Raw genomic sequence first — 18,343 nt, 5'->3', positions numbered from 1 at the left:
AGAAGCAGAAGGGAAGAGTACTTGAACTCATCCTTCCTGTTTCTTTTTAGTTTATTTCTACTCCGCGCATGACTCCGCTGCCGTTAAGTACTTTAAAATGAGCTTTTGTGATGCCGGTTGTCTGGCTGTCTGCTGCAACTCGATGGCCTTTCTTCGGTACATAAAAGTAATCAAGACCAAAATTAACTACATAATGTTCGATTTCCCGGTATTCCCGCTCTGTTGTTTGGGGCAGCCAACCTGATAGATAGACACCGTCAGCCGGTTCTTCTTCACTTAACGAAATGAGCTGATGCACGCCATTCTGTTTTTCCAATATACCGTAAACCTTTGTCATTCCTAAATCTTTTGGCTGCTTTAATTGATTCACCAAATTGGCTGTTAATCGCTCTTTGGGCACTTTTTCCACTTCATAGCGCAAGAAGATATAGTTTTCATTCACGTCTTTTTTGGTTATGGGTTCAGTCTGCAAATAGACGTCCGCTCCTGATTGAAGCGTAGTGAAGTGAGGAACCGCGATACTTGCAAGTAGCAGCAGGGGAATGATGAAGAGTACGGCTATACTAAACTTTTTATGTCGATTAGTCATCAGCGTCACCGCCTTTCTGTAAATTTCATAAAAAGAAGGCTTCTTATGTAAATACAGCATGTGCATAATTGACAGGTTTTAATATCTAACTACCCAAATAAATAATTCAGGAAACATGCTCTCGAAATCCTCTAAATGAATGAACACAAAAAGCGTCTGGTATGCAATGCTACCAGACGCCTGCCAACGATACTATTTAGATTAACAGCCCAAACAAGGAGCTGTCTTTATTCACTTCTTTATAAGGAAAACCATTTTGCTCCATTCGTTCAATGAGGCCGTTATAGTCTTCTTTGCGCTTGATTTCTATGCCGACTAAGCCAGGGCCGCTTTCCTTATTGTTCTTCTTCGTATACTCAAACATCGTAATATCATCGTCAGGGCCCAGCACAGTATCAAGGAATTGCCGCAGGGCGCCTGCACGCTGCGGGAAATCGACAAGGAAATAGTACAGGAGGCCTTCATAGATCATAGATTTTTCCTTTATCTCCTGCATTCTGCCGATATCATTGTTACCGCCGCTGATTACACAGACTACACATTTGCCTTTAATTTCATTTTTATAGAAATCAAGTGCTGCAATAGGGAGTGCGCCGGCAGGTTCTGCAATGATTGCGTGCTCATTGTACAGATCCAAAATAGCGGTGCACACTTTGCCTTCCGGAACGCTGACAATGTTTTCGACATATTGATTGCAGATATCGAAGTTCAAATCGCCTACGCATTTTACTGCTGCTCCGTCCACGAATTTATCAATCGCAGACAGCGGTACTACTTTTTGTGCTTCAATGGAAGCTTTCATACTGGCTGCGCCTGCAGGTTCTGCCCCAATCATGCGGGTATGCGGTGATAAGTTTTTGATGTACGTACTGATTCCCGACATGAGACCACCGCCGCCGATGCTTGCAAAAACGTAATCAATCGGCTCTTCAATATCGTTCATCACTTCAACTGCCACTGTGGCTTGACCGGCAATAATATCTCGGTCATTGAAAGGGTGAATAAAGATCCGTTTCTCTTTATCCGTCAATTCGATGGCTTTTTCAAAGCAGTCATCAAACGTGTCGCCGACCAAAATAATTTCAATTCGGTCGCGGCCGAACATTTTCACCATATTCACTTTTTGTTTAGGAGTTGTCTGGGGCATGAAGATCTTGCCGTCAATATCGAGATGTGCACAAGCATATGCTACGCCCTGTGCATGATTTCCCGCACTGGCACATACAATCCCTGCCTGGCGTGCTTCTGTTTCAATGCGTTTCATCTTATAATAAGCGCCGCGCAATTTAAAAGAACGAACATGCTGCAGATCTTCACGCTTAATATACACATGACAATCATACTTTTCCGACAGACGCTCATTCTTTTGTAACGGCGTGTGAGCTACTACATCTTTCAGCAGCTGGTTAGCAATTAAAATTTCTTCTACTTGAATACTTTTGGATTCCATACTTTTCACCTTCATAATTAATCATCTAACCTCCGTAACGATTTAACGTTTACTCATAATAACATGAAAAAAACGTTGTGAACATAAGAAAGTTCTAAATTGCGCGTTTATTTTTTTAACTTTTTTGCAAATATTGACTTAATAATATATGTAAGCGGTTACTTGTATTCCTGCTTTTTCAATGCTTTCATTTAATGAAATTTACTATTTTCATTAAAAATAGCAGGTTTGCGCCATAATCTTTTCTTGAAAACCTGTCACGTGCGTATGGCGAAAATCATGCAGTTTGGCAGTGTGTGGATTTGGTATGTGCGGTTTTTGTTGCACGACTTTGCAGGAAGATTGAAGCGAGTGTGAGTTTGCAGTTTAAATTCGCTTCGGCGCTGGGGGATTGCCTTACGCAGTGAGCCTACTGGCGTAGAGCATGCCAGCAGTCTCACTGCCACGGCCGATCCCGCAGTTGCGCCTTCGCTGGTGTGGGGAATGTATGTCATGTAATTTTTTTGCACAGTGTAGATTTAATTGGTGTGGTTCCAGTTTCTTGACTTTGCAAACGCATTGATCACAAGAATCTTAGCCTTTGCAGAATAATAAGTACTGCATGAAGTACCTCAACTATCATTATATTCTTAAATAATATGCTCATACTACCTACTCACACAAAAAGTATTAAAACACCAGCCAGTGTACCGAAGTGGAAGGCAACCTAAGTACGCCGCGTCCTGCGGCAACGGTTGCATGACTCACTTCGTGTGAGCCCGCGGCAAAACCACTCCGGGAGGATCAGCCCGACAGGTGAGACGACTTGCGACCAAGTCGGCTCACCGCGGGCCCGCAAGACACGCGTCCGCCTGGAACGCAGGGAAACGGTCTCTCTCCACTTACCTCCCAAGCACCCTGTTTTGGTGAAGAACTAAAATGATTGAATAACTTTTCAACGAAAACACATCAATTCCTGAGTTTAATTTGAAAAGTGAAGGGAAAACTATAAAGTGAAGCAAAGTATTGTAACCAGAAAGGAAGCGTTACTCTATGCAGAAGTGGGACAGCAGACCAGAAAAGCCGGATAATGCGCAATGGACAGTATTGGTGGTCTTTCTTGTCATCATCGCAGCCGTTATAGTGTACGGTTTACTTATGTAAGGACTAAACTTTGAGAGTGCAGATTGATTGCGCTCTCAATTTTTGTTTAATTCTAAATTTTCGTCGTTCATCCGTCTCTTTTGGATTCTATCGCAAAATAATAGATTTTATCCAAAAGTAGTGACAAAACCATACACTCTGTTATATATTAGTATCAATCAAACGTATTCTGTATCAGTACAGTGAATCAAACAATATGAATGGAGGAATTTATTATGAAAATGAATAATGAGATGAGAAACAACGTGGAGAAAGTATGCCCGGAGTGCGGAGATAAGTTCACTGAGAAGCATGAATCAGTAATCTACGAATGTGAGCGCTGTGTTGGACGCCATGAAGAATAAGTTTAAAAATGATCTGCTTCTTCCGTAAATTGAAGAAGCAGGTTTTTTCTGATGTTTTAGAATAACGCTGGGTGGTATAGAATAGTAAGGTATACTCACTTTTACGAAAGGAGGCACGATGCATGGCATATGCAGGTGTATTATTAATCGCGGTCGCTTTTCTGATAGTCGCTATTTACCTCTCATTGCTGCTGACAAAGTCTTCTCATTTGCTGCTGACAGTCTCGCACACAGCGAAACGGGTGGAGGAGAATTTGGATCACAGTATGGAATATGTAAATGGACTGCTCAATGAAACAGAGCAACTGGCGGCAGATGTCCAAGTAAAATTGGATGCGGCAGCTCCCATGTTCGCAACAATTGAAAATGTCGGACGGTCAACTCAATATTTGAGTGAGGAAGTATCAAAACGCACAAGACAGTTTGAGGAAGACGGATCGCTTCCCGGGACCCGGCCTTTTATTCAGGCAATTCAATATGGGGAATTTGGTTCGACTCTGCTGCGTTCTTGGAAACGCGGAAAAGAAGGTTCGAAAAATTCTGGTGGAAATGAGGTATGAAAATGGATCTCGTAGGAATTGGTGTTATCTTAATCGGTGTCGCCTTTATCATTTTGGCGATTTATTTCTCTAAAGTGTTGCAACAAGTAGGAAACATCTTACAGGATGTGGACAAGACAGTAGGGGAACTTCCCCGCCAGCTTAACGGCATTTTAGATGAGACGGGGAATTTAATTAAAAACAGTAATCATACATTAGCAGATATGAATACGAAAATTGAAAATTTAACACCGCTGTTTCAAGTGGTGGGTGATTTGGGTGAATCCACTCAAGCGCTGACTTCTTCGCTAGTCGATGTGACTTCATCTGTTCAGCAAAAAGGAGAACATACCGCAACGTCGGAACAGAATAAAAAACTCGGCAGTATTTACGGCTCTGCAATGCTCGGCTATTATTTCTTTAAGAAACGTAAAGAGTCTGCGGATACGCAGTATGAACATAAACCTTCAGCCCGAAAACTTCCTGCTCCTGACGAAAACGCTTATTAATTTTGAAGTGCACCCTGTGAATTTACACAGGGTGCGTTTTCTATTCTCCCAAGAAAAAACACTTCCCGTTTATGCGGAAAGTGTTTTTTGATTACTTAAATTTCTTTAGTTCTTTCTTTTGCTGCATCAGATAAAATACTAATGTGACCAGACCATAGAGGCCTTTGTATTCTTTTTCTTGAACAAACCCGCTTGCATTTCCTACACGTTCCTTTAATCGTACAGAACGGTCAAGTGCAGCTGTTGTGACTTCACGTGAAGCTTCACCGACATCTCCGACAATTTGGAAAACAGGTGTGACTTCAGAAACCTGTTTATTCACATTACTGATTGTTTCATTGCTTGTATGAAGTATTTGCTGTGTCTGGCCGGTAATGTCCGCTACCGTTGATGGCAGGGTGTCAGTAGTTTTCTTTACGCTTTCAAGCACTTCGGTTAATTTTCCGAGCGGCTTGATCAGCACCACTGCCACTATAATAAGAGCAATACCGATGAGTAAGACACCAATGCCCAGTACCCAATCCATTCAGTTCACCTCTTTCCTTTCTGCTGCTTCGCGCTGTAATACATCCGCGCTGCCGCTTCAGATAAAACGGTTGTCTGCTGCATCAATTTCGCATACTTGCCAGGAGGTGCAGCCACCTGGTCCGCCATCTTCGCCAAGGAGTGCTGGACGTATTCTGTTGAATCCCGCAGTTCTTTAGCCGATGCGGCAAGTCCATCTACGGACTGCAGTTTAGCGTTTGCATCCTCGGTAATTTGATTCGTCCGATTCATCAGCTGATCGGTCTTGTCCGTGATGCCGCTCACTTTCACTTCTACGCGTTTCATGGTGTCTGTTACATCTTTCATCGCTTCTTTGACCGTTTTGGCCGTTTTAATAATAGCAATTGCAATGACTACTAAAGCCGCTACGGCAACAATGGCACTAATATACAAGAGCACCTTCAATCTCGTCACCTCCACATAATAAAAACCTTTACCTTAACTATACAAAACGTCTGCCTAATTGCCAGTGCCGATAGACGTTCTATACCCTTGTCTTTCCACAAATGAAAGGAATCTAAACACCTGCTGGCTAAATATCATCAAGCACACAGGTTAATCTGCGAGGAAAGTACTTACATCATGTTATCATTTATATAAGTTGGACTCAAAATTTACATTGTAAGAGTACTGAGCGCTGACTAAACAGCCTGTCCGTCTTTATGCAGAACAGTTATTCAACTGCATCTTAAAATTGAAAAAGGGGGCAATGATATGCCTTGTAATGCTTGCCGGGTCATAGACCTGGAATATGAAGTTTCATTTAAAAATTGTCAGCAGCAGGCACTGATTCAATCGGTGGAGAAGCATTTGAAACGAGCCAATATGCTGGTGCGTCAAACCGATTCGATCTATTACGTGAAAGAGCAGGCGATAAAAGAATTATACGACTTTTGTACAGATCATGCAGCACAAATGGATACCATTCATTTCCGGGTTGACCAGACGGAGTGGCGTCCTTTTTCTGAAGTTATGCAGGTCGTTGAAGAGCAATGGATTGACCAGGTCATTAAAGACGAGCAGCTGACTAGCCATTACCAGCCGATTGTCACAGCGGATTTGGAAATTTACGCCTATGAATTATTGGCACGATTTTATCATAAAGACGGTACCGTCATTTATCCTAAAGAAATTTTTTCCGCTGCCAAAACACGCGGCAGATTGTACGCGCTGGACCGGGTGTGCCGGCTGACTGCAGTTAGATACGCAAAACATATTACGCAGAAGGCATTCATCAATTTTGTGCCGACTTCCATCTATGCGCCGGAATTTTGTCTGCGCTCTACGATTGAATTAGCCAACAAACTGGAAATCGATCCATATCGTCTCATTTTTGAAGTCGTAGAATCGGAAAAAGTGGAAGACTTGGATCATTTGAAGACCATTTTGAAGTATTATCATTCCAGAGGATTCAAATATGCCCTTGATGATGTCGGGGAAGGCTACAATACAGCAGAAGTGCTTTCTTACTTGAATCCGCATTATATGAAGCTGGATATTAAATATGTACAGGGTATCGCAGAAGATGTGGATAAGCAGCGGATTGCCGGACAATTTCTTGAAAAAGCACTGGCAATCGGTTCTGTGCCATTAGCAGAAGGCATTGAAGAAGCGGCTGACTTTGAGTGGCTTAAAAATAAAGGCTATCAGCTGTTTCAGGGATATTTATTCGGGAAACCGTCCGCTGTACCGCTCAAGAAGATTTCCATTTGACGGCTGCTGTTCTTGTAGTTCAATTAGTTTGAAAAAGGCCGCCAAGCAGGCAGCCTTTTTTCTATGTAAACTTATCAATCAAATAAACGTATCATTCAATTTCGTGTAAATCTGTAGCAGGTTTTTTTGTTCGTCTTCTGACAGATGGCTGAAGAATTCGGTACGTACTGCTTGGCCGTGTTTTTTTGCCTTATCTAAGACTTCTATCCCCAACGGAGTTATTTCCCAATACTTTGTCCGTTTGTCTTCTTCGTCATTTCGTGTCGTAATATAATGGTTGTTAATCAGTTTAGTGGATAAATGCGTCAGTGAAGCTGGGGTATAGCCAAGCACTTCTGCCAGATCAGACGGCCGCTGCTCTCCGCTGTTATGCAATTCCAGCAAAACGAGAATATGCGAAATGCCCAGCGCCAGTTCGGATTCCTGTTGAAAACGAATCAGCATTTTGTTCGTTACTTGATCCATCACATGCAGTAAATTAAAAATAGTTTGTTTATCTTTCAAATCGGACTCCTGCCTTTCATTCGGAAAACTTTATGCTTATATATTATTCATCATACAGCAATTACAACAATTACAACATTTGTATGACAAAAATCTATAAAACTTTTATTATATCAATTCAAAAGTATAGAGTTTTTCATTTTCTGCTTTTTAATTCGAGATAGATAGCGTATGATTGAGACAACAAATGAACTAGATGAAAAGAACGTGAAAGGTGGGCATAAGGTTTGATGAAATTTAAGGATTCATTAACATTTCAACTCGGTACCATTATTGCTGGTATCTTAGTGGTGATGTTAGCGATCACTTCTCTTGCTACATATAAAACTGCTTATGATAAATTATATGATGCAGCAGGGATTGAAGCGTATGGCTGTGCGAATATAACCACTGGTTTAATCCGGCCCGATGATATGGAAAAAGCATTGGCGGGCGATGCGCAGACACAGAAGGAAATAGGTCAAACTTTGAATTGGACGACTGATCATAAAAATATATTCGAAACACAATATATCCTTGATTTAGACGGCAACCTGATTGCGCTGGATGATAATTTAAGCGCTAAAGGATTCAAACCGGGCGATGCTTTCCAAATGGATAAAAAAGCCGTTGACGAACTGCTCGAACACAATCATCCAACCTATTCTCAGCCGTATGAATTCGGCGGGATGAAACGATTGTCAGGCTATGCGCCGATTCATAAAGATCATGATACCAGCAAAGAAGTCGTGGCAGTAAGCGTCATCGATTTCGATGCCAATATTGTAAAAGATCGAACATGGGCTGTCGTTCGTGACGGCATTCTGATCAGTATTATCCCGATGCTGCTTGCATCAATAGGAACAGGATTCCTGATCCGGCGCAAAACGAAGCCGATTTCCAGTTTAATTGAGCAGGCAAAAAAGATTGCGGACGGTGATTTAGCGGTAGCTGCAACAGAAGTTCATTCGAATGATGAAGTAGGTGATTTGGCCCGCACATTGAACCGTATGACTGTTAATCTGCAGGAAATGATTTCGACAATGAATACGACTTCGCATAAGCTGTCAGAAAATGCCGGCGAGACGTCCGGATCATTGCACGAGATGCGCGAAGCGGTTTCTATGGTGGCAAACAGTATTGAAGAAGTTGCAACTGCAGTAACTGACGGTACAACGAATGCAGAGAATGCAACAGCGATCTTGTCCGGCTTAGCAAATGATCTTCGGAATACAAAAGAAGATGCCGACGCAATGCTGGTCAATTCCAATGAAACGATGAATATCGCGCTTGAAGGAGCAAAACGTGCGGATGAAATCAGCAGAGATATGGAGTTAATTCGCACAGGCTCTCAGGAAGTCGGCGATACGATACAAAACTTAGTGGAATCCACTACGAAGATTCAAAATATTACAGGTTCAATTGCCGGCATTGCCGCACAAACGAATTTGCTTGCGCTTAACGCTTCGATTGAAGCCGCACGTGCAGGAGAGCATGGAAAAGGTTTCGCTGTAGTAGCGGAAGAAGTCAGAAATCTGGCTGAACAGTCCAATCAGGAAGTTCTTGAAGTGGAGAAGCTGGTGCAGGATATTTCCGAACGCATTCAGCAGGTAATTTCCTCTACTTCGGAAAACACCAAGCATATTACAAAAGGTACTGAAACCGTACGGCTCACTTCACAATCACTCAGCAATGTTTCCTCTGCAGTCGCAGAAACGGTACAGGAAATTAAAAACATCTCCAAGCTGATGACATCGGAAGCTGAGAAATCGACGGAAGTGGTACAGCTAATAGAAAACTTAACACATTCAGTACGCGATATTGAAGATATGACAAATAATATAGCGGCAGCTGCTCAAGAAACTACGGCCAGTATCGAAGAAATTTCGGATCGCTCCAATCAGACCAATCAAATGGCACATGAGCTGGAAGTTTTTGTAGGCTCTTTCCGTTTGCCCAAGTAATGACAGGCCATCGCTTATGACGCGATGGTCTTTTTTTACATTGCAACAAGAATGTATGTTCTGTATACTAACGAACATACATACTCTTTTGAAGGGAGGGATTCGTATGGATCGAAATCGTGACCGTGGAAACATGAAGTGGACTTCACTGATGCTTCCTGAACATTTGGAGAGACTTCGGGACTGGCAGCAGGAAGATCAGTATACCGAACGGCCCGAGCTGACGGATTTTGAATTGCAGTCGATGCAGCAGACGCTGGAAACTGCTTGGCGAAGGAAATGCGAGGTAGCAATCAAAACTTGGCATGAAGGCAAGGTGCACTTCTATCAAGGCATCATCGAAGCGCTGAACCCCTCAGCTTCCACTATTCTGCTGAGCGATCCGTTCGGCAAAGACAAACTTGCTGTCCCTGCTATTATCGACGTACAGCTGGCGAAAGATGCGGAAGGTATATAGGATTTCATGAAATAAAAAAGCTATCTGCAAAAGTGCAGACAGCTTCAATCTTTGTAGAACGCTTTTTCGATATTATACTTCGCGTGCTCCGTATTGATGACATATGTTTCGTAGATTTCGCGTTCCATTGGATCGTCGACAAGAATCGCAGAGATTTTCGCCACTTCTTCTCGGTGATTGCGCATTGGAGAAACTGTATCTTCAAAGTGCTTTTTCAGACGCGGGCGCAATTTTCTTGCTTTCCCTACGAATAATAACTCGTCACTTTGGTTGAAGAACAGTAAAAGTCCGCCTTTATCACGCGGGATTTCATGGAAATCGATAAATCCATAAATCGGCTTGATCGGTGTCTCTTCAGACGTCATTTCCTGTTTTCTGCGAACGATTGTCACAGCTGGTTCGGGCAATTTAATAGTAATCAATTTTACGTCACATCCTCATATGATTGAAGGTCCATCCTACCATAAGGCAGCTGAAAAAGCGAGAAACTTTCCGTCCGTTCCCTGCATATAGTAGACAAATGTCTTGGGAAGGATGAATCCATGAAATCGCCTGCCGTTATTCAAACCTATCATGTGAAGAACACGAAACCGAAAGTGGATATTTATTATCCGGTCATTACGCAGCTGGAAGAATCAAAAATGATGCAGCAGCTCAATCAAATGATATTTAAAGAGATGAATAAACTGCTTGTTGAAGGCAATTATTATGAACCAAGTCTGGTAGAGCTGCTTGCTTCGTACGAACTGAAGAATAACCAGAGAGGGCTTCTCAGTATCAATCTCATTGTGTATTCATTTACCGGGGGAGCACACGGCATGACGTACTGCAAATCTTTGACGTTCGATACAAAGACAGGCAGAAGTTACAGTCTGCCTGATCTGTTCAAGCCGGGCAGCCCCTATGTACAGCGGATTTCAGAATACATCCGGCGACATATTCAGCAGTGGGAAATTTCCGTCCTCGAACCATTCACAAAAATTCGTCCCGACCAGGATTTCTACATTGCCGACACTTCACTCGTCGTCTATTTCCAGCTGTATGAAATCTCCCCATATGTACAGGGTTTCCCGTATTTCCCGATTCCGCTGCTGGACTTGCAGGACATCATCAAACCGAACAGCCCTGCGGACAGAAGTCTGCCATTTATAGGGGTATAAGAAAATATCCGGCAGATGAATTATAGGAATAGTTGCATCGCTCATGTTATAATTTGAATATACAGATTATACAAAAGAGGTGGAACTTATGCTGAGAAATTTCTTTATCGGGTTATCGGAAAATCAGCTGTTGAACAGAGCCGCTCAAACTTATGGTTTACAGCTCGGTGCACAGCAAGTGGTGGCAGGAACCAATATTGCGGAAATGATGGACAGTGTTAAAGAACTGAATCAGGCCGGTATCTCCTGTACGATTGATAACTTAGGTGAATTTGTCTATGACAAAGGCAAAGCCATTGCGGCGAAAGAACAGATTTTGGCCGTAGTGGATGCCATCCGTGAGCAACAGGCGGATGCACACCTTTCCATAAAACCTTCCCAGCTCGGCCTCGACATTGATTATAAATTTTGCAAAGCACAAATCAAAGAAATTGCGGAGCAAGCCGGCCGTGATGGCACCTTTGTCAATTTGGATATGGAAAACTATCCGAGGCTTGAGCCGACGTTCCGGCTAGTTGATGAACTGACAGAAGAAGGCTGCACAAACATCGGGACCGTAATTCAAGCTTATTTTCACCGTGCATTACAGGATACACGCGCTCATCGGGATTTACGGATGCGTCTGGTGAAAGGCGCCTATAAGGAATCGCCTGCCGTGGCCTATCAGCAAAAGCAAGAAATTGATGAGAATTTCATTAAGATCATCGAGTGGCATCTTCTACATGGAACGTTTACCTCTATTGCCACACATGATGACAAAATCATTGGCCATGTGAAAGGTTTTGTAAAAGAATATGGTATTCCGCATGATCAGTTCGAGTTCCAGATGCTCTACGGATTCCGTAAAGATCTGCAGCTTTCGTTAGCTAAGGAAGGCTATAAATTCTGTACTTATGTACCGTTCGGAGAGGATTGGTACGGCTATTTCATGCGCAGACTGGCAGAACGTCCGCAGAACATTAATCTGATGACGAAGCAAGTGTTTACTAGAAAGACCAATACCGTGATTGGTCTGGCGGCAGGGGTATTCTTGCTTGGGCGCTTGTCGAAGCGGGGGAAATAATAAAGTCTGCAGAAAAGCATTGCATACGGGCAATGCTTTTTCTGTGTAATCCACTGATTAAACATTATCTTAATGGAAAATAAGTGCAGTATGGTATGATGAAGGAAAATATTCTTAGATTAAAATATGTCCTAGACGTTTATAAGGCAGCAAAAAAGTGATAATAACTTTGAAGTTTTTTTGCGCAGGATGGACAAATAAAGTAAAGATAGTTAGGAGAAAATGGCGATATGTTACCTACACTGCCTGAATCATCGGGACGATCCGTACTGATCGGAGTAGACGGATTGGGCGGATCAGGAAAATCAACTTATGCATTAAAGCTGTTGCAGTCGTTAAAAAGTGCCTATCTGTTTCATCTGGACGATCTCATACATCCGGAGAAAGTCCGTTACAACGCTGAGCACGAAGAATGGTTCTGCTATTATCAGCTGCAGTGGCGGTATGAGTACTTGAACAGCGAATTGTTAACGCCCTTGAAAAACGGCTTGGAAGTGAAACGTACTCTGGAACTGTATGATAAGGAAACAGACAGCTACAGTGAGCAGGAAATTGAAATTCCACTTGGCTCAACGGTGATTATAGAAGGTGTGTTTCTGCAGCGTCCAGAGCTGCGGCCGTACTTTGATTACGTTATTTATCTTGATGTAAACAGACAGACCAGACTTTCGCGTGTGCTTGAAAGAGATACATATATCGGCAGCAGAGAAAAGATTATCGACAAGTATGAGCACAGATATTTCCCGGCGGAAGAGATATATATGAGAGAGTGTAATCCTCTATTGCTGGCTGATTATATACAGAAAGCATAAGCTGATTTCCAAACATATTGCAAAAAGTGGGGAGTTCTATGAAAATCATTCAAGCCACAGTACAGGATGCGCCTGTCATTCACGATATTATGATCCAGGCGTTTCTAAAATATCAAAATGAGAATCCGCCTTCCAGCGCGCTGGATGAAACGGTACAAACTCTGTCAGAAGGGTTGCAAAACGGCGAGCAGGCGATTATTTGCTATGTGGAAGATCAGCCGGCCGGGATGGTGCGTTTTCGCATGGAAGAGAACAGCATGTATTTTTTCAGGCTGTCTGTAATTCCTGAACGACATGGCCAGGGCATCGCCAAAAAAATTCTCAATTATTTAGAAGATCTTGCAAAACAACAAAATAAGCATGAATTATTATGCAAAGTGCGGATAGATGTACCGGAAAATATACATCTTTATCAGTCGATTGGTTATTACATCTATGAAGAAACGATTGTCAAGAGAGCTGACGGAGCATCTGTTCCAGATGTCGTCATGAGGAAGTTGCTGCGCTGACTTGTGTTTAATGGGCCGAAAACCAAGGTAGATATACTTATAGAAGGAGCTGATGTTTTGCAAAAGAAAATATTTTTCTTACTTCTGACTCTATTGCTGGCAACAGGCTGTGCGGCAAGTAAAAGCAGCATGTCAAATACACCGGAAGAAGCGCTCGATCAGCTTCATGCAGAAGAAGGTTTCGCAGAAGTGATCAAAGTTTACAGAACGCTGGAAGTAGATAACGATCGGGTAATTACTGTCTATAAAGGCAATATGGATCAAAAAGAAGAAATATTTATCGCCAATGTGAAAAAGTCTGAAAAAGATTCCTGGTCAGTGACAGATGCGATAAGCATTGGTGTACCTTCCGAAGAAATAACTACCGAGAGTACTGCCACTGCATCATTTGAAGCAGGGTACATAAAGAAAAACAGTGCAGCAAATCCCAATACAAAGACTGTCGAGATAGATGACGATAAGTATAAAGTATGGGTTAAGGTAAACAAGTAATGGACAAGACCGCCATAGCAGCGGTCTTTTTTCATTGCCTCGCGAGCAAAATGACAAAATAGACAACCATCGCAAACAAGCCAAGCGGGACACCGGTACGCGCCCATTCACCGCTCCGAATATTCAATTTGCCTGCTGCGATAATGTTGGGGATATTCCCGGGAATCAACATACCCCCGCTAATGAGCAATCCGAGTAAAATTGCCTGAATGGTTGCTTCGTCCATTGCGGGACTGATTTCCGCCGCAGCCAGTGTCGCATTATCGAGGACGGCAGAAATCATATTGATCCAATATAGCGTCAGCGGATGGAGGTCCAGTAAATAAAGACGGATTAGCGGTTCGAACCCTGCACCTAGAAGTGTCAATGCAAGAACGAAAATATAGACTTTCATCCCCCTTACGAGAATGCCCCCATATGACTCCGCCGCTTGTCCGGACGAATCCCGGGTTGAACGGCGACTGGGCTTGATCAAGAAGACGGCCAGCAATCCGAAAGCGAAAACGCCCGCCACAATATCCCATCCAAGCAGATTCATCAGATAATAAAAATCCTCGTTTAATTTACTGGTCGCAATCGTCGAAAGCGGTTCTCCAATAGGCGTCAGCACCGCGCCCATTCCAATTGCATAACATGCCAGGATTACAAAGCGTATTTCTGAACGGCGGTCCATCTGCAGCACGGAAGCGATGGCAACAAGCACAAGTGCTGCAATAATCGCGGTAATGATACTCGAAATGAAACCAAGGATCATGATGATACAGGCCAGGAAAAGCCGGAATGGAAGGAGCCGGCTCCAATAAAGAACGGCACTCTCAAAAGGACCGCGCACCCAGCGGAAGACAATGCCCGCTGCAATGACTGCAAACGTAATATGAAGAGGGTCTTGGAGTGCCTTCGTGATGAGCGGCGGCTGCAGCACTCCGCTGATATATGCGGCAGCGCAGCCCATCAAGAACAAAAACAGTTCCAGGTTGCGCTCTATGCGGTGTACCGTAAATGGCAGCAATAGGACCAGCACTAAAATACCTATCAATCCAATAACCATGTCATTCTCCTTTTCGCCAATATTTCTTCTTCACTCTATGCAAAGCGCCGATTCATCTTGCATACAGTCTGAATAGAATAGAAAAAAGAGAAGGAGGACACGCTTTGGAAGTAACAGATATTGTACTGATTCCGGTTATTATCGGATTGATAGAACTTCTAAAACTATATGGCCTGCCAAAAAAACTGATGCCGATTTTATCACTTGCGTTAGGTATTGGTGGCGGGATCTTTTACTTGTTTCCGTATGATTGGAAATCAGGAATATTGGGCGGGATCATTATGGGGTTGTCGGCGAGCGGGTTGTATTCGGGCAGTAAGACGATTGTGAAACGTAAAGATTGTGAAGAAGACGAAAAGTGAAGATGATAATTTTTGCAAAAGGACAACGATTTATATCTCAGGTTCACATGGATGGCAATCCTTTTAATGATTCAGCAACTCTATAGTAATTGCATGAGAACCCGGTACCACAACTAAAATAGGTGTTGAAATCGTATAAATGTGGTAAGATAAACATATATTAAAAAAGACCGGGTGCGTCAACACCCAGTCAGTGCAGCTGACATCCGCATGAAGTGCGGTTGGCCAGTAAAGACTTAAGGTATTACAAAGAGAGTAACCACTCAGCTTACTTGACGTTAGCGGAGGGTGGTTACTTTTTTCTGTTGATGAATAGAGCAATTAGCTACAATGGCTGTTGCCGCTGTTGCGAGGAACACGCCAAATTGAAATAACATGTTCATTGCTTCGTATGTCACCATGTAAACACCCCCTTTCAGGGAGTGCCAACCGCCCATCCGCTATATGTCTTCTACTCTTCAATTATACCATTACAAAGAATGAAAAGAAACCCAATAGGGATCATATGTTCTTTCTTTATTAGTAAGAAACTTCATTGAATTTTATTGACTTTAAAAGCAATATAACTAATAGGGCGAGTAGATAAGATGAAAATCTCCACTGAACGCGATAAGATAGAAACGGTATCTATTTTAGAGAGGCGGAGATTTTCAATGAATGCTTACGACGAGTACATGCGTGGGATTGTTACCCCGATGCGCGAAGAACTGACAACTGCAGGATTTACTGAGCTGACAACAGCTGAGGCAGTGGAAGATACATTAAAAGACTTAGAAGGTTCAGCACTTATTGTCATTAACTCTGTCTGCGGCTGTGCAGCTGGTTTGGCACGCCCTGCAGTGCGTGAAGCAGTGGAACAAGTGAAGCCCGATCATTTATTGACGGTATTTGCAGGACAAGATAAAGAGGCGACGGAAGCTATGCGCGCGCATTTCCCGGAAATCCCACCGAGCTCTCCTTCGATTGCAATTTGGAATCAAGGCAAGCTTGCGTATTTCGTGCCTCGTGAACAAATCGAGAACTTTGACAAAGATCATATTAAAGATCACCTCGTCGATGTATTGACGAATGTAGTCGGTCAGTGAGCCTGATTATGACGACGGCCGGAAGACCTGATGAACAGTCCGCTGCTTTGCTGCAAGAAGCAGTGTTACGTTTGCAGGCTCCTGTCGTTGAACGAAAAAAGCGGTCCATCACCAAACTGCAGGACATCTATCAATCGGATGTGCTTGTGGCGGGGAAGGACCGCTATTCGTTTTATAAGAGAGGCAGCGAAGAACCATTTTTCTTTCATCCGAATTCTGCAACCTATCGTTTAAAGCGTATCTTAAAAGGCGAAATCGATCCTTTGGTAGCTGTAGCAGAACTCTTACCCGGTGATTCATTCTTAGATTGCACATTAGGTCTCGGCTCGGATTCAATCATTGCGGCAAGCGCCGTAGGAGAAAAAGGAACAGTAACAGGGATAGAAGCAGATGAAATCGTCGCATTTTTAACGAAGACGGGCCTGTACAGTTTCCCGATTGATTTTCCTTTATTACGAGAAGCAATGGAGCGCATTCAAGTCATTCATTCGGAAGCAGTGACGTTTTTGAAAACTCGTCCGAGTAATTCCTATGACATCGTGTTCCTTGATCCTATGTTTACTACACCCATCGAGGAATCTTCTAATTTTGAGAGCCTGCGGTCGGTCGGGACTTCTTACAGTTTGACGGAAGAGTGGGTGGAGGAGGCATTAAGAGTTTGCAAGCGGCGCGTGGTGCTGAAAGACCATTATTTGTCGCCCATGTTCAAGCGGTTTGGTTTTATTCAGCAAATTCGTTTACATACGAAAGTGCATTATGGTGTTTTGGAGAAGTGATTATGCCAATCCGAGCGAAAGTTCTGCCGCAGCAAACCAAACCTTAGCAGAACCGAACCAAATTGCCTTACATACATCCGAACGAAAGTTCTATTTGAACGCTTGTAACTCGCTTCAGACCGCACCAAACTGGCTCTCAACCGAGCGTACCAACTTAATTTTCATAAAAAAACTGTGCACACTGAGAATTAACTCAGCCTGCACAGTTTTTTACTTTGATTTCATCCGGCTTCGAGCGCCAGACTCTCGGGACGTTTCAGAATAGCAGTAAAGGCAAAGAACGCCTTTATTTTAAGCCTCCGACGTACAGGATGTACTAGTGCCGACGTTGCCGCAGGACGCGGCGCACTTAGTCGGCCAACGCCTGTCGAGTCTAAACGGCGCTCTCAGCACTTGTTCATTAATGAGTGAAATTAAGGGAGCTCAGGTATAGAGTCAATACTAGCATTCCGATTCCCAGCAGCATGTTAACGTCCATTGTTGCGACCTCCTTTTATCCAGCATTTCGGTTGGTTGAATTCCGCTTAACTTGCAATCAGCGAACTTTTTGTGAAAAGAATGATACAAGTTTGACTTTATTGTACAATGAAATAGAGAAAGAAGAAACCTTTTGCCGTGCATTTCGTATGACTAAGTAAGATGTATGACGGAATTTTGAAGGGAGTGAGGAATATGAAGCAATGGCTGCAGCGGTTTATGATCGCCTCTGTCGCAGTATTAACGCTTGGTGCCATTACGCCGAGCCATGAAATCTGGTTGAATTTTCAAGACAAAGATGAACCGAATGAAACCGATTCCACGACACGTGATACCCATTATTCGATTGATTTAGGTGACACGCCAACGGATCAGCTGACCGAATCTGCTTATCCGTCTCTCTCGGAGGAAGACTTGCTGCTGGGGACAGCCCGTTCTCTGTCTTACGAAAAGTTTGGCGAGCGCATCGGTCCAGTTATCCAAAATGAATTCGATACGGAGATTTTCCCGCGAATCGAAGCAGTCATCCAGACAAGCTTACATAACGCATCAGAACGCCGGCTCGCAATTACGGAACAGCCTTCAGGCGATTACGCAGAAAAGATTTTCCATGTCTACGACAAAACGGCAGAACAAGACGTAATCCGATTCCATGTACGGACAGAAAAGCGCCCGATCGACGGCTATTTTTACAATTTTCATTACCACACGGCTGAAGACGGATTTACCGCGCATCACACACTGGGTGATATTTACTGGAGTAAAAACACACCGCCAAAATGGCTTTCGTAAGATGCCATTTTGCGGTGTGTTTTTTTGTCT

At 43.2% G+C, this 18,343-nt stretch carries 23 protein-coding genes; 15 read left to right on the top strand and 8 right to left on the bottom strand.

Annotated features, from left to right (window positions below; all coding sequences use genetic code 11):
• Positions 1-46: 46 nt before the first annotated feature.
• Together GDZ68_RS05600 and ilvA are read right to left on the bottom strand one after the other, a co-directional pair.
• Positions 47-589 (bottom strand): GDYXXLXY domain-containing protein, encoded by a 543-nt coding sequence (locus tag GDZ68_RS05600; protein ID WP_194841071.1) that lies wholly within the window; start codon positions 587-589, stop codon positions 47-49.
• Positions 590-785: 196 nt separating this feature from the next.
• Entirely contained in the window at positions 786-2,054 is a 1,269-nt protein-coding gene (gene ilvA / locus GDZ68_RS05595; protein WP_153721292.1) for a threonine ammonia-lyase IlvA, read from the bottom strand.
• Positions 2,055-3,397: 1,343 nt separating this feature from the next.
• Here ilvA and yhfH point away from each other — a divergent pair.
• The 3 genes from yhfH (at position 3,398) to GDZ68_RS05580 (ending at position 4,574) form a co-directional block, all read left to right on the top strand.
• Positions 3,398-3,526: a protein YhfH gene (gene yhfH / locus GDZ68_RS05590; RefSeq protein WP_153721291.1), complete on the top strand. Its 129-nt coding sequence runs from the start codon at positions 3,398-3,400 to the stop codon at positions 3,524-3,526.
• Positions 3,527-3,648: 122 nt separating this feature from the next.
• The gene (locus GDZ68_RS05585; RefSeq protein ID WP_153721290.1) at positions 3,649-4,086 is read left to right on the top strand and encodes a DUF948 domain-containing protein; all 438 of its coding nucleotides are present in this window, start codon (positions 3,649-3,651) and stop codon (positions 4,084-4,086) included.
• Between the two features lie 2 nt (positions 4,087-4,088).
• Positions 4,089-4,574 carry a DUF948 domain-containing protein gene (locus tag GDZ68_RS05580; RefSeq protein ID WP_330583159.1) on the top strand — a complete coding sequence of 162 codons (486 nt, stop codon included), beginning with the start codon at positions 4,089-4,091 and terminating at the stop codon, positions 4,572-4,574.
• A gap of 91 nt (positions 4,575-4,665) precedes the next feature.
• Here the strand turns inward: GDZ68_RS05580 and GDZ68_RS05575 are convergent, their stop codons facing one another.
• Both GDZ68_RS05575 and GDZ68_RS05570 read right to left on the bottom strand, forming a co-directional pair.
• Positions 4,666-5,100, bottom strand: a complete 435-nt coding sequence (locus GDZ68_RS05575; protein WP_153721289.1) for a DUF948 domain-containing protein — start codon at positions 5,098-5,100, stop codon at positions 4,666-4,668.
• Between the two features lie 5 nt (positions 5,101-5,105).
• Complete coding sequence (locus GDZ68_RS05570) at positions 5,106-5,519, bottom strand: DUF948 domain-containing protein (protein WP_228551028.1); 414 nt, start codon at positions 5,517-5,519, stop codon at positions 5,106-5,108.
• A gap of 315 nt (positions 5,520-5,834) precedes the next feature.
• Between GDZ68_RS05570 and GDZ68_RS05565 the strand changes: the two genes are divergently transcribed.
• Positions 5,835-6,833 carry an EAL domain-containing protein gene (locus GDZ68_RS05565; RefSeq protein ID WP_153721287.1) on the top strand — a complete coding sequence of 333 codons (999 nt, stop codon included), beginning with the start codon at positions 5,835-5,837 and terminating at the stop codon, positions 6,831-6,833.
• 78 nt (positions 6,834-6,911) lie between these two features.
• Here GDZ68_RS05565 and GDZ68_RS05560 read toward each other — a convergent pair whose 3' ends face one another.
• The gene (locus tag GDZ68_RS05560; protein WP_153721286.1) at positions 6,912-7,337 is read right to left on the bottom strand and encodes a MarR family winged helix-turn-helix transcriptional regulator; all 426 of its coding nucleotides are present in this window, start codon (positions 7,335-7,337) and stop codon (positions 6,912-6,914) included.
• 230 nt (positions 7,338-7,567) lie between these two features.
• Here GDZ68_RS05560 and GDZ68_RS05555 point away from each other — a divergent pair, with 230 nt between their 5' ends.
• Entirely contained in the window at positions 7,568-9,280 is a 1,713-nt protein-coding gene (locus GDZ68_RS05555) for a methyl-accepting chemotaxis protein (RefSeq protein ID WP_153721498.1), read from the top strand.
• 106 nt (positions 9,281-9,386) lie between these two features.
• A complete protein-coding gene (locus tag GDZ68_RS05550; protein WP_194841069.1) occupies positions 9,387-9,737 on the top strand; it encodes a YolD-like family protein in 351 nt (116 codons plus the stop codon).
• 44 nt (positions 9,738-9,781) lie between these two features.
• On the opposite strand, the gene GDZ68_RS05545 is transcribed toward GDZ68_RS05550, so the two are convergent.
• Entirely contained in the window at positions 9,782-10,159 is a 378-nt protein-coding gene (locus tag GDZ68_RS05545) for a nucleotide excision repair endonuclease (RefSeq protein WP_153721284.1), read from the bottom strand.
• 120 nt (positions 10,160-10,279) lie between these two features.
• Between GDZ68_RS05545 and GDZ68_RS05540 the strand changes: the two genes are divergently transcribed.
• The 5 genes from GDZ68_RS05540 to GDZ68_RS05520 all read left to right on the top strand — a co-directional run bounded on the left by GDZ68_RS05540 (position 10,280) and on the right by GDZ68_RS05520 (position 13,773).
• Positions 10,280-10,897 (top strand): DUF3298 and DUF4163 domain-containing protein, encoded by a 618-nt coding sequence (locus tag GDZ68_RS05540; protein ID WP_153721283.1) that lies wholly within the window; start codon positions 10,280-10,282, stop codon positions 10,895-10,897.
• A gap of 88 nt (positions 10,898-10,985) precedes the next feature.
• On the top strand, positions 10,986-11,960 hold the full coding sequence (locus GDZ68_RS05535; RefSeq protein WP_153721282.1) for a proline dehydrogenase family protein: 975 nt from the start codon (positions 10,986-10,988) through the stop codon (positions 11,958-11,960).
• A 230-nt stretch (positions 11,961-12,190) separates the two neighbouring features.
• Positions 12,191-12,772, top strand: coding sequence for a nucleoside/nucleotide kinase family protein (locus GDZ68_RS05530; protein ID WP_153721281.1), 582 nt, complete (start codon positions 12,191-12,193; stop codon positions 12,770-12,772).
• Positions 12,773-12,810: 38 nt separating this feature from the next.
• Complete coding sequence (locus GDZ68_RS05525) at positions 12,811-13,281, top strand: GNAT family N-acetyltransferase (protein ID WP_153721280.1); 471 nt, start codon at positions 12,811-12,813, stop codon at positions 13,279-13,281.
• 57 nt (positions 13,282-13,338) lie between these two features.
• Complete coding sequence (locus GDZ68_RS05520; protein ID WP_153721279.1) at positions 13,339-13,773, top strand: hypothetical protein; 435 nt, start codon at positions 13,339-13,341, stop codon at positions 13,771-13,773.
• 31 nt (positions 13,774-13,804) lie between these two features.
• Here the strand turns inward: GDZ68_RS05520 and GDZ68_RS05515 are convergent, their stop codons facing one another.
• A complete protein-coding gene (locus GDZ68_RS05515; protein ID WP_153721278.1) occupies positions 13,805-14,821 on the bottom strand; it encodes a DUF1646 family protein in 1,017 nt (338 codons plus the stop codon).
• 104 nt (positions 14,822-14,925) lie between these two features.
• On the opposite strand from GDZ68_RS05515, the gene GDZ68_RS05510 reads away from it, so the two are divergent.
• On the top strand, positions 14,926-15,183 hold the full coding sequence (locus GDZ68_RS05510; RefSeq protein WP_153721277.1) for a hypothetical protein: 258 nt from the start codon (positions 14,926-14,928) through the stop codon (positions 15,181-15,183).
• Positions 15,184-15,461: 278 nt separating this feature from the next.
• Here the strand turns inward: GDZ68_RS05510 and GDZ68_RS18195 are convergent, their stop codons facing one another.
• A complete protein-coding gene (locus GDZ68_RS18195; RefSeq protein ID WP_228551022.1) occupies positions 15,462-15,584 on the bottom strand; it encodes a putative holin-like toxin in 123 nt (40 codons plus the stop codon).
• A gap of 252 nt (positions 15,585-15,836) precedes the next feature.
• Between GDZ68_RS18195 and GDZ68_RS05505 the strand changes: the two genes are divergently transcribed.
• From GDZ68_RS05505 to GDZ68_RS05495, 3 genes are all read left to right on the top strand, one after another.
• Complete coding sequence (locus tag GDZ68_RS05505; protein ID WP_153721276.1) at positions 15,837-16,268, top strand: BrxA/BrxB family bacilliredoxin; 432 nt, start codon at positions 15,837-15,839, stop codon at positions 16,266-16,268.
• 8 nt (positions 16,269-16,276) lie between these two features.
• A complete protein-coding gene (locus tag GDZ68_RS05500; RefSeq protein ID WP_153721275.1) occupies positions 16,277-17,044 on the top strand; it encodes a class I SAM-dependent methyltransferase in 768 nt (255 codons plus the stop codon).
• A 672-nt stretch (positions 17,045-17,716) separates the two neighbouring features.
• Complete coding sequence (locus GDZ68_RS05495; RefSeq protein ID WP_153721274.1) at positions 17,717-18,313, top strand: YpjP family protein; 597 nt, start codon at positions 17,717-17,719, stop codon at positions 18,311-18,313.
• Positions 18,314-18,343: the final 30 nt, after the last annotated feature.

Source organism: Sporosarcina cascadiensis, from assembly GCF_009650995.1.
GTDB lineage: Bacteria > Bacillota > Bacilli > Bacillales_A > Planococcaceae > Sporosarcina > Sporosarcina cascadiensis.
This window is presented reverse-complemented; position numbering and strand designations above follow the sequence as displayed.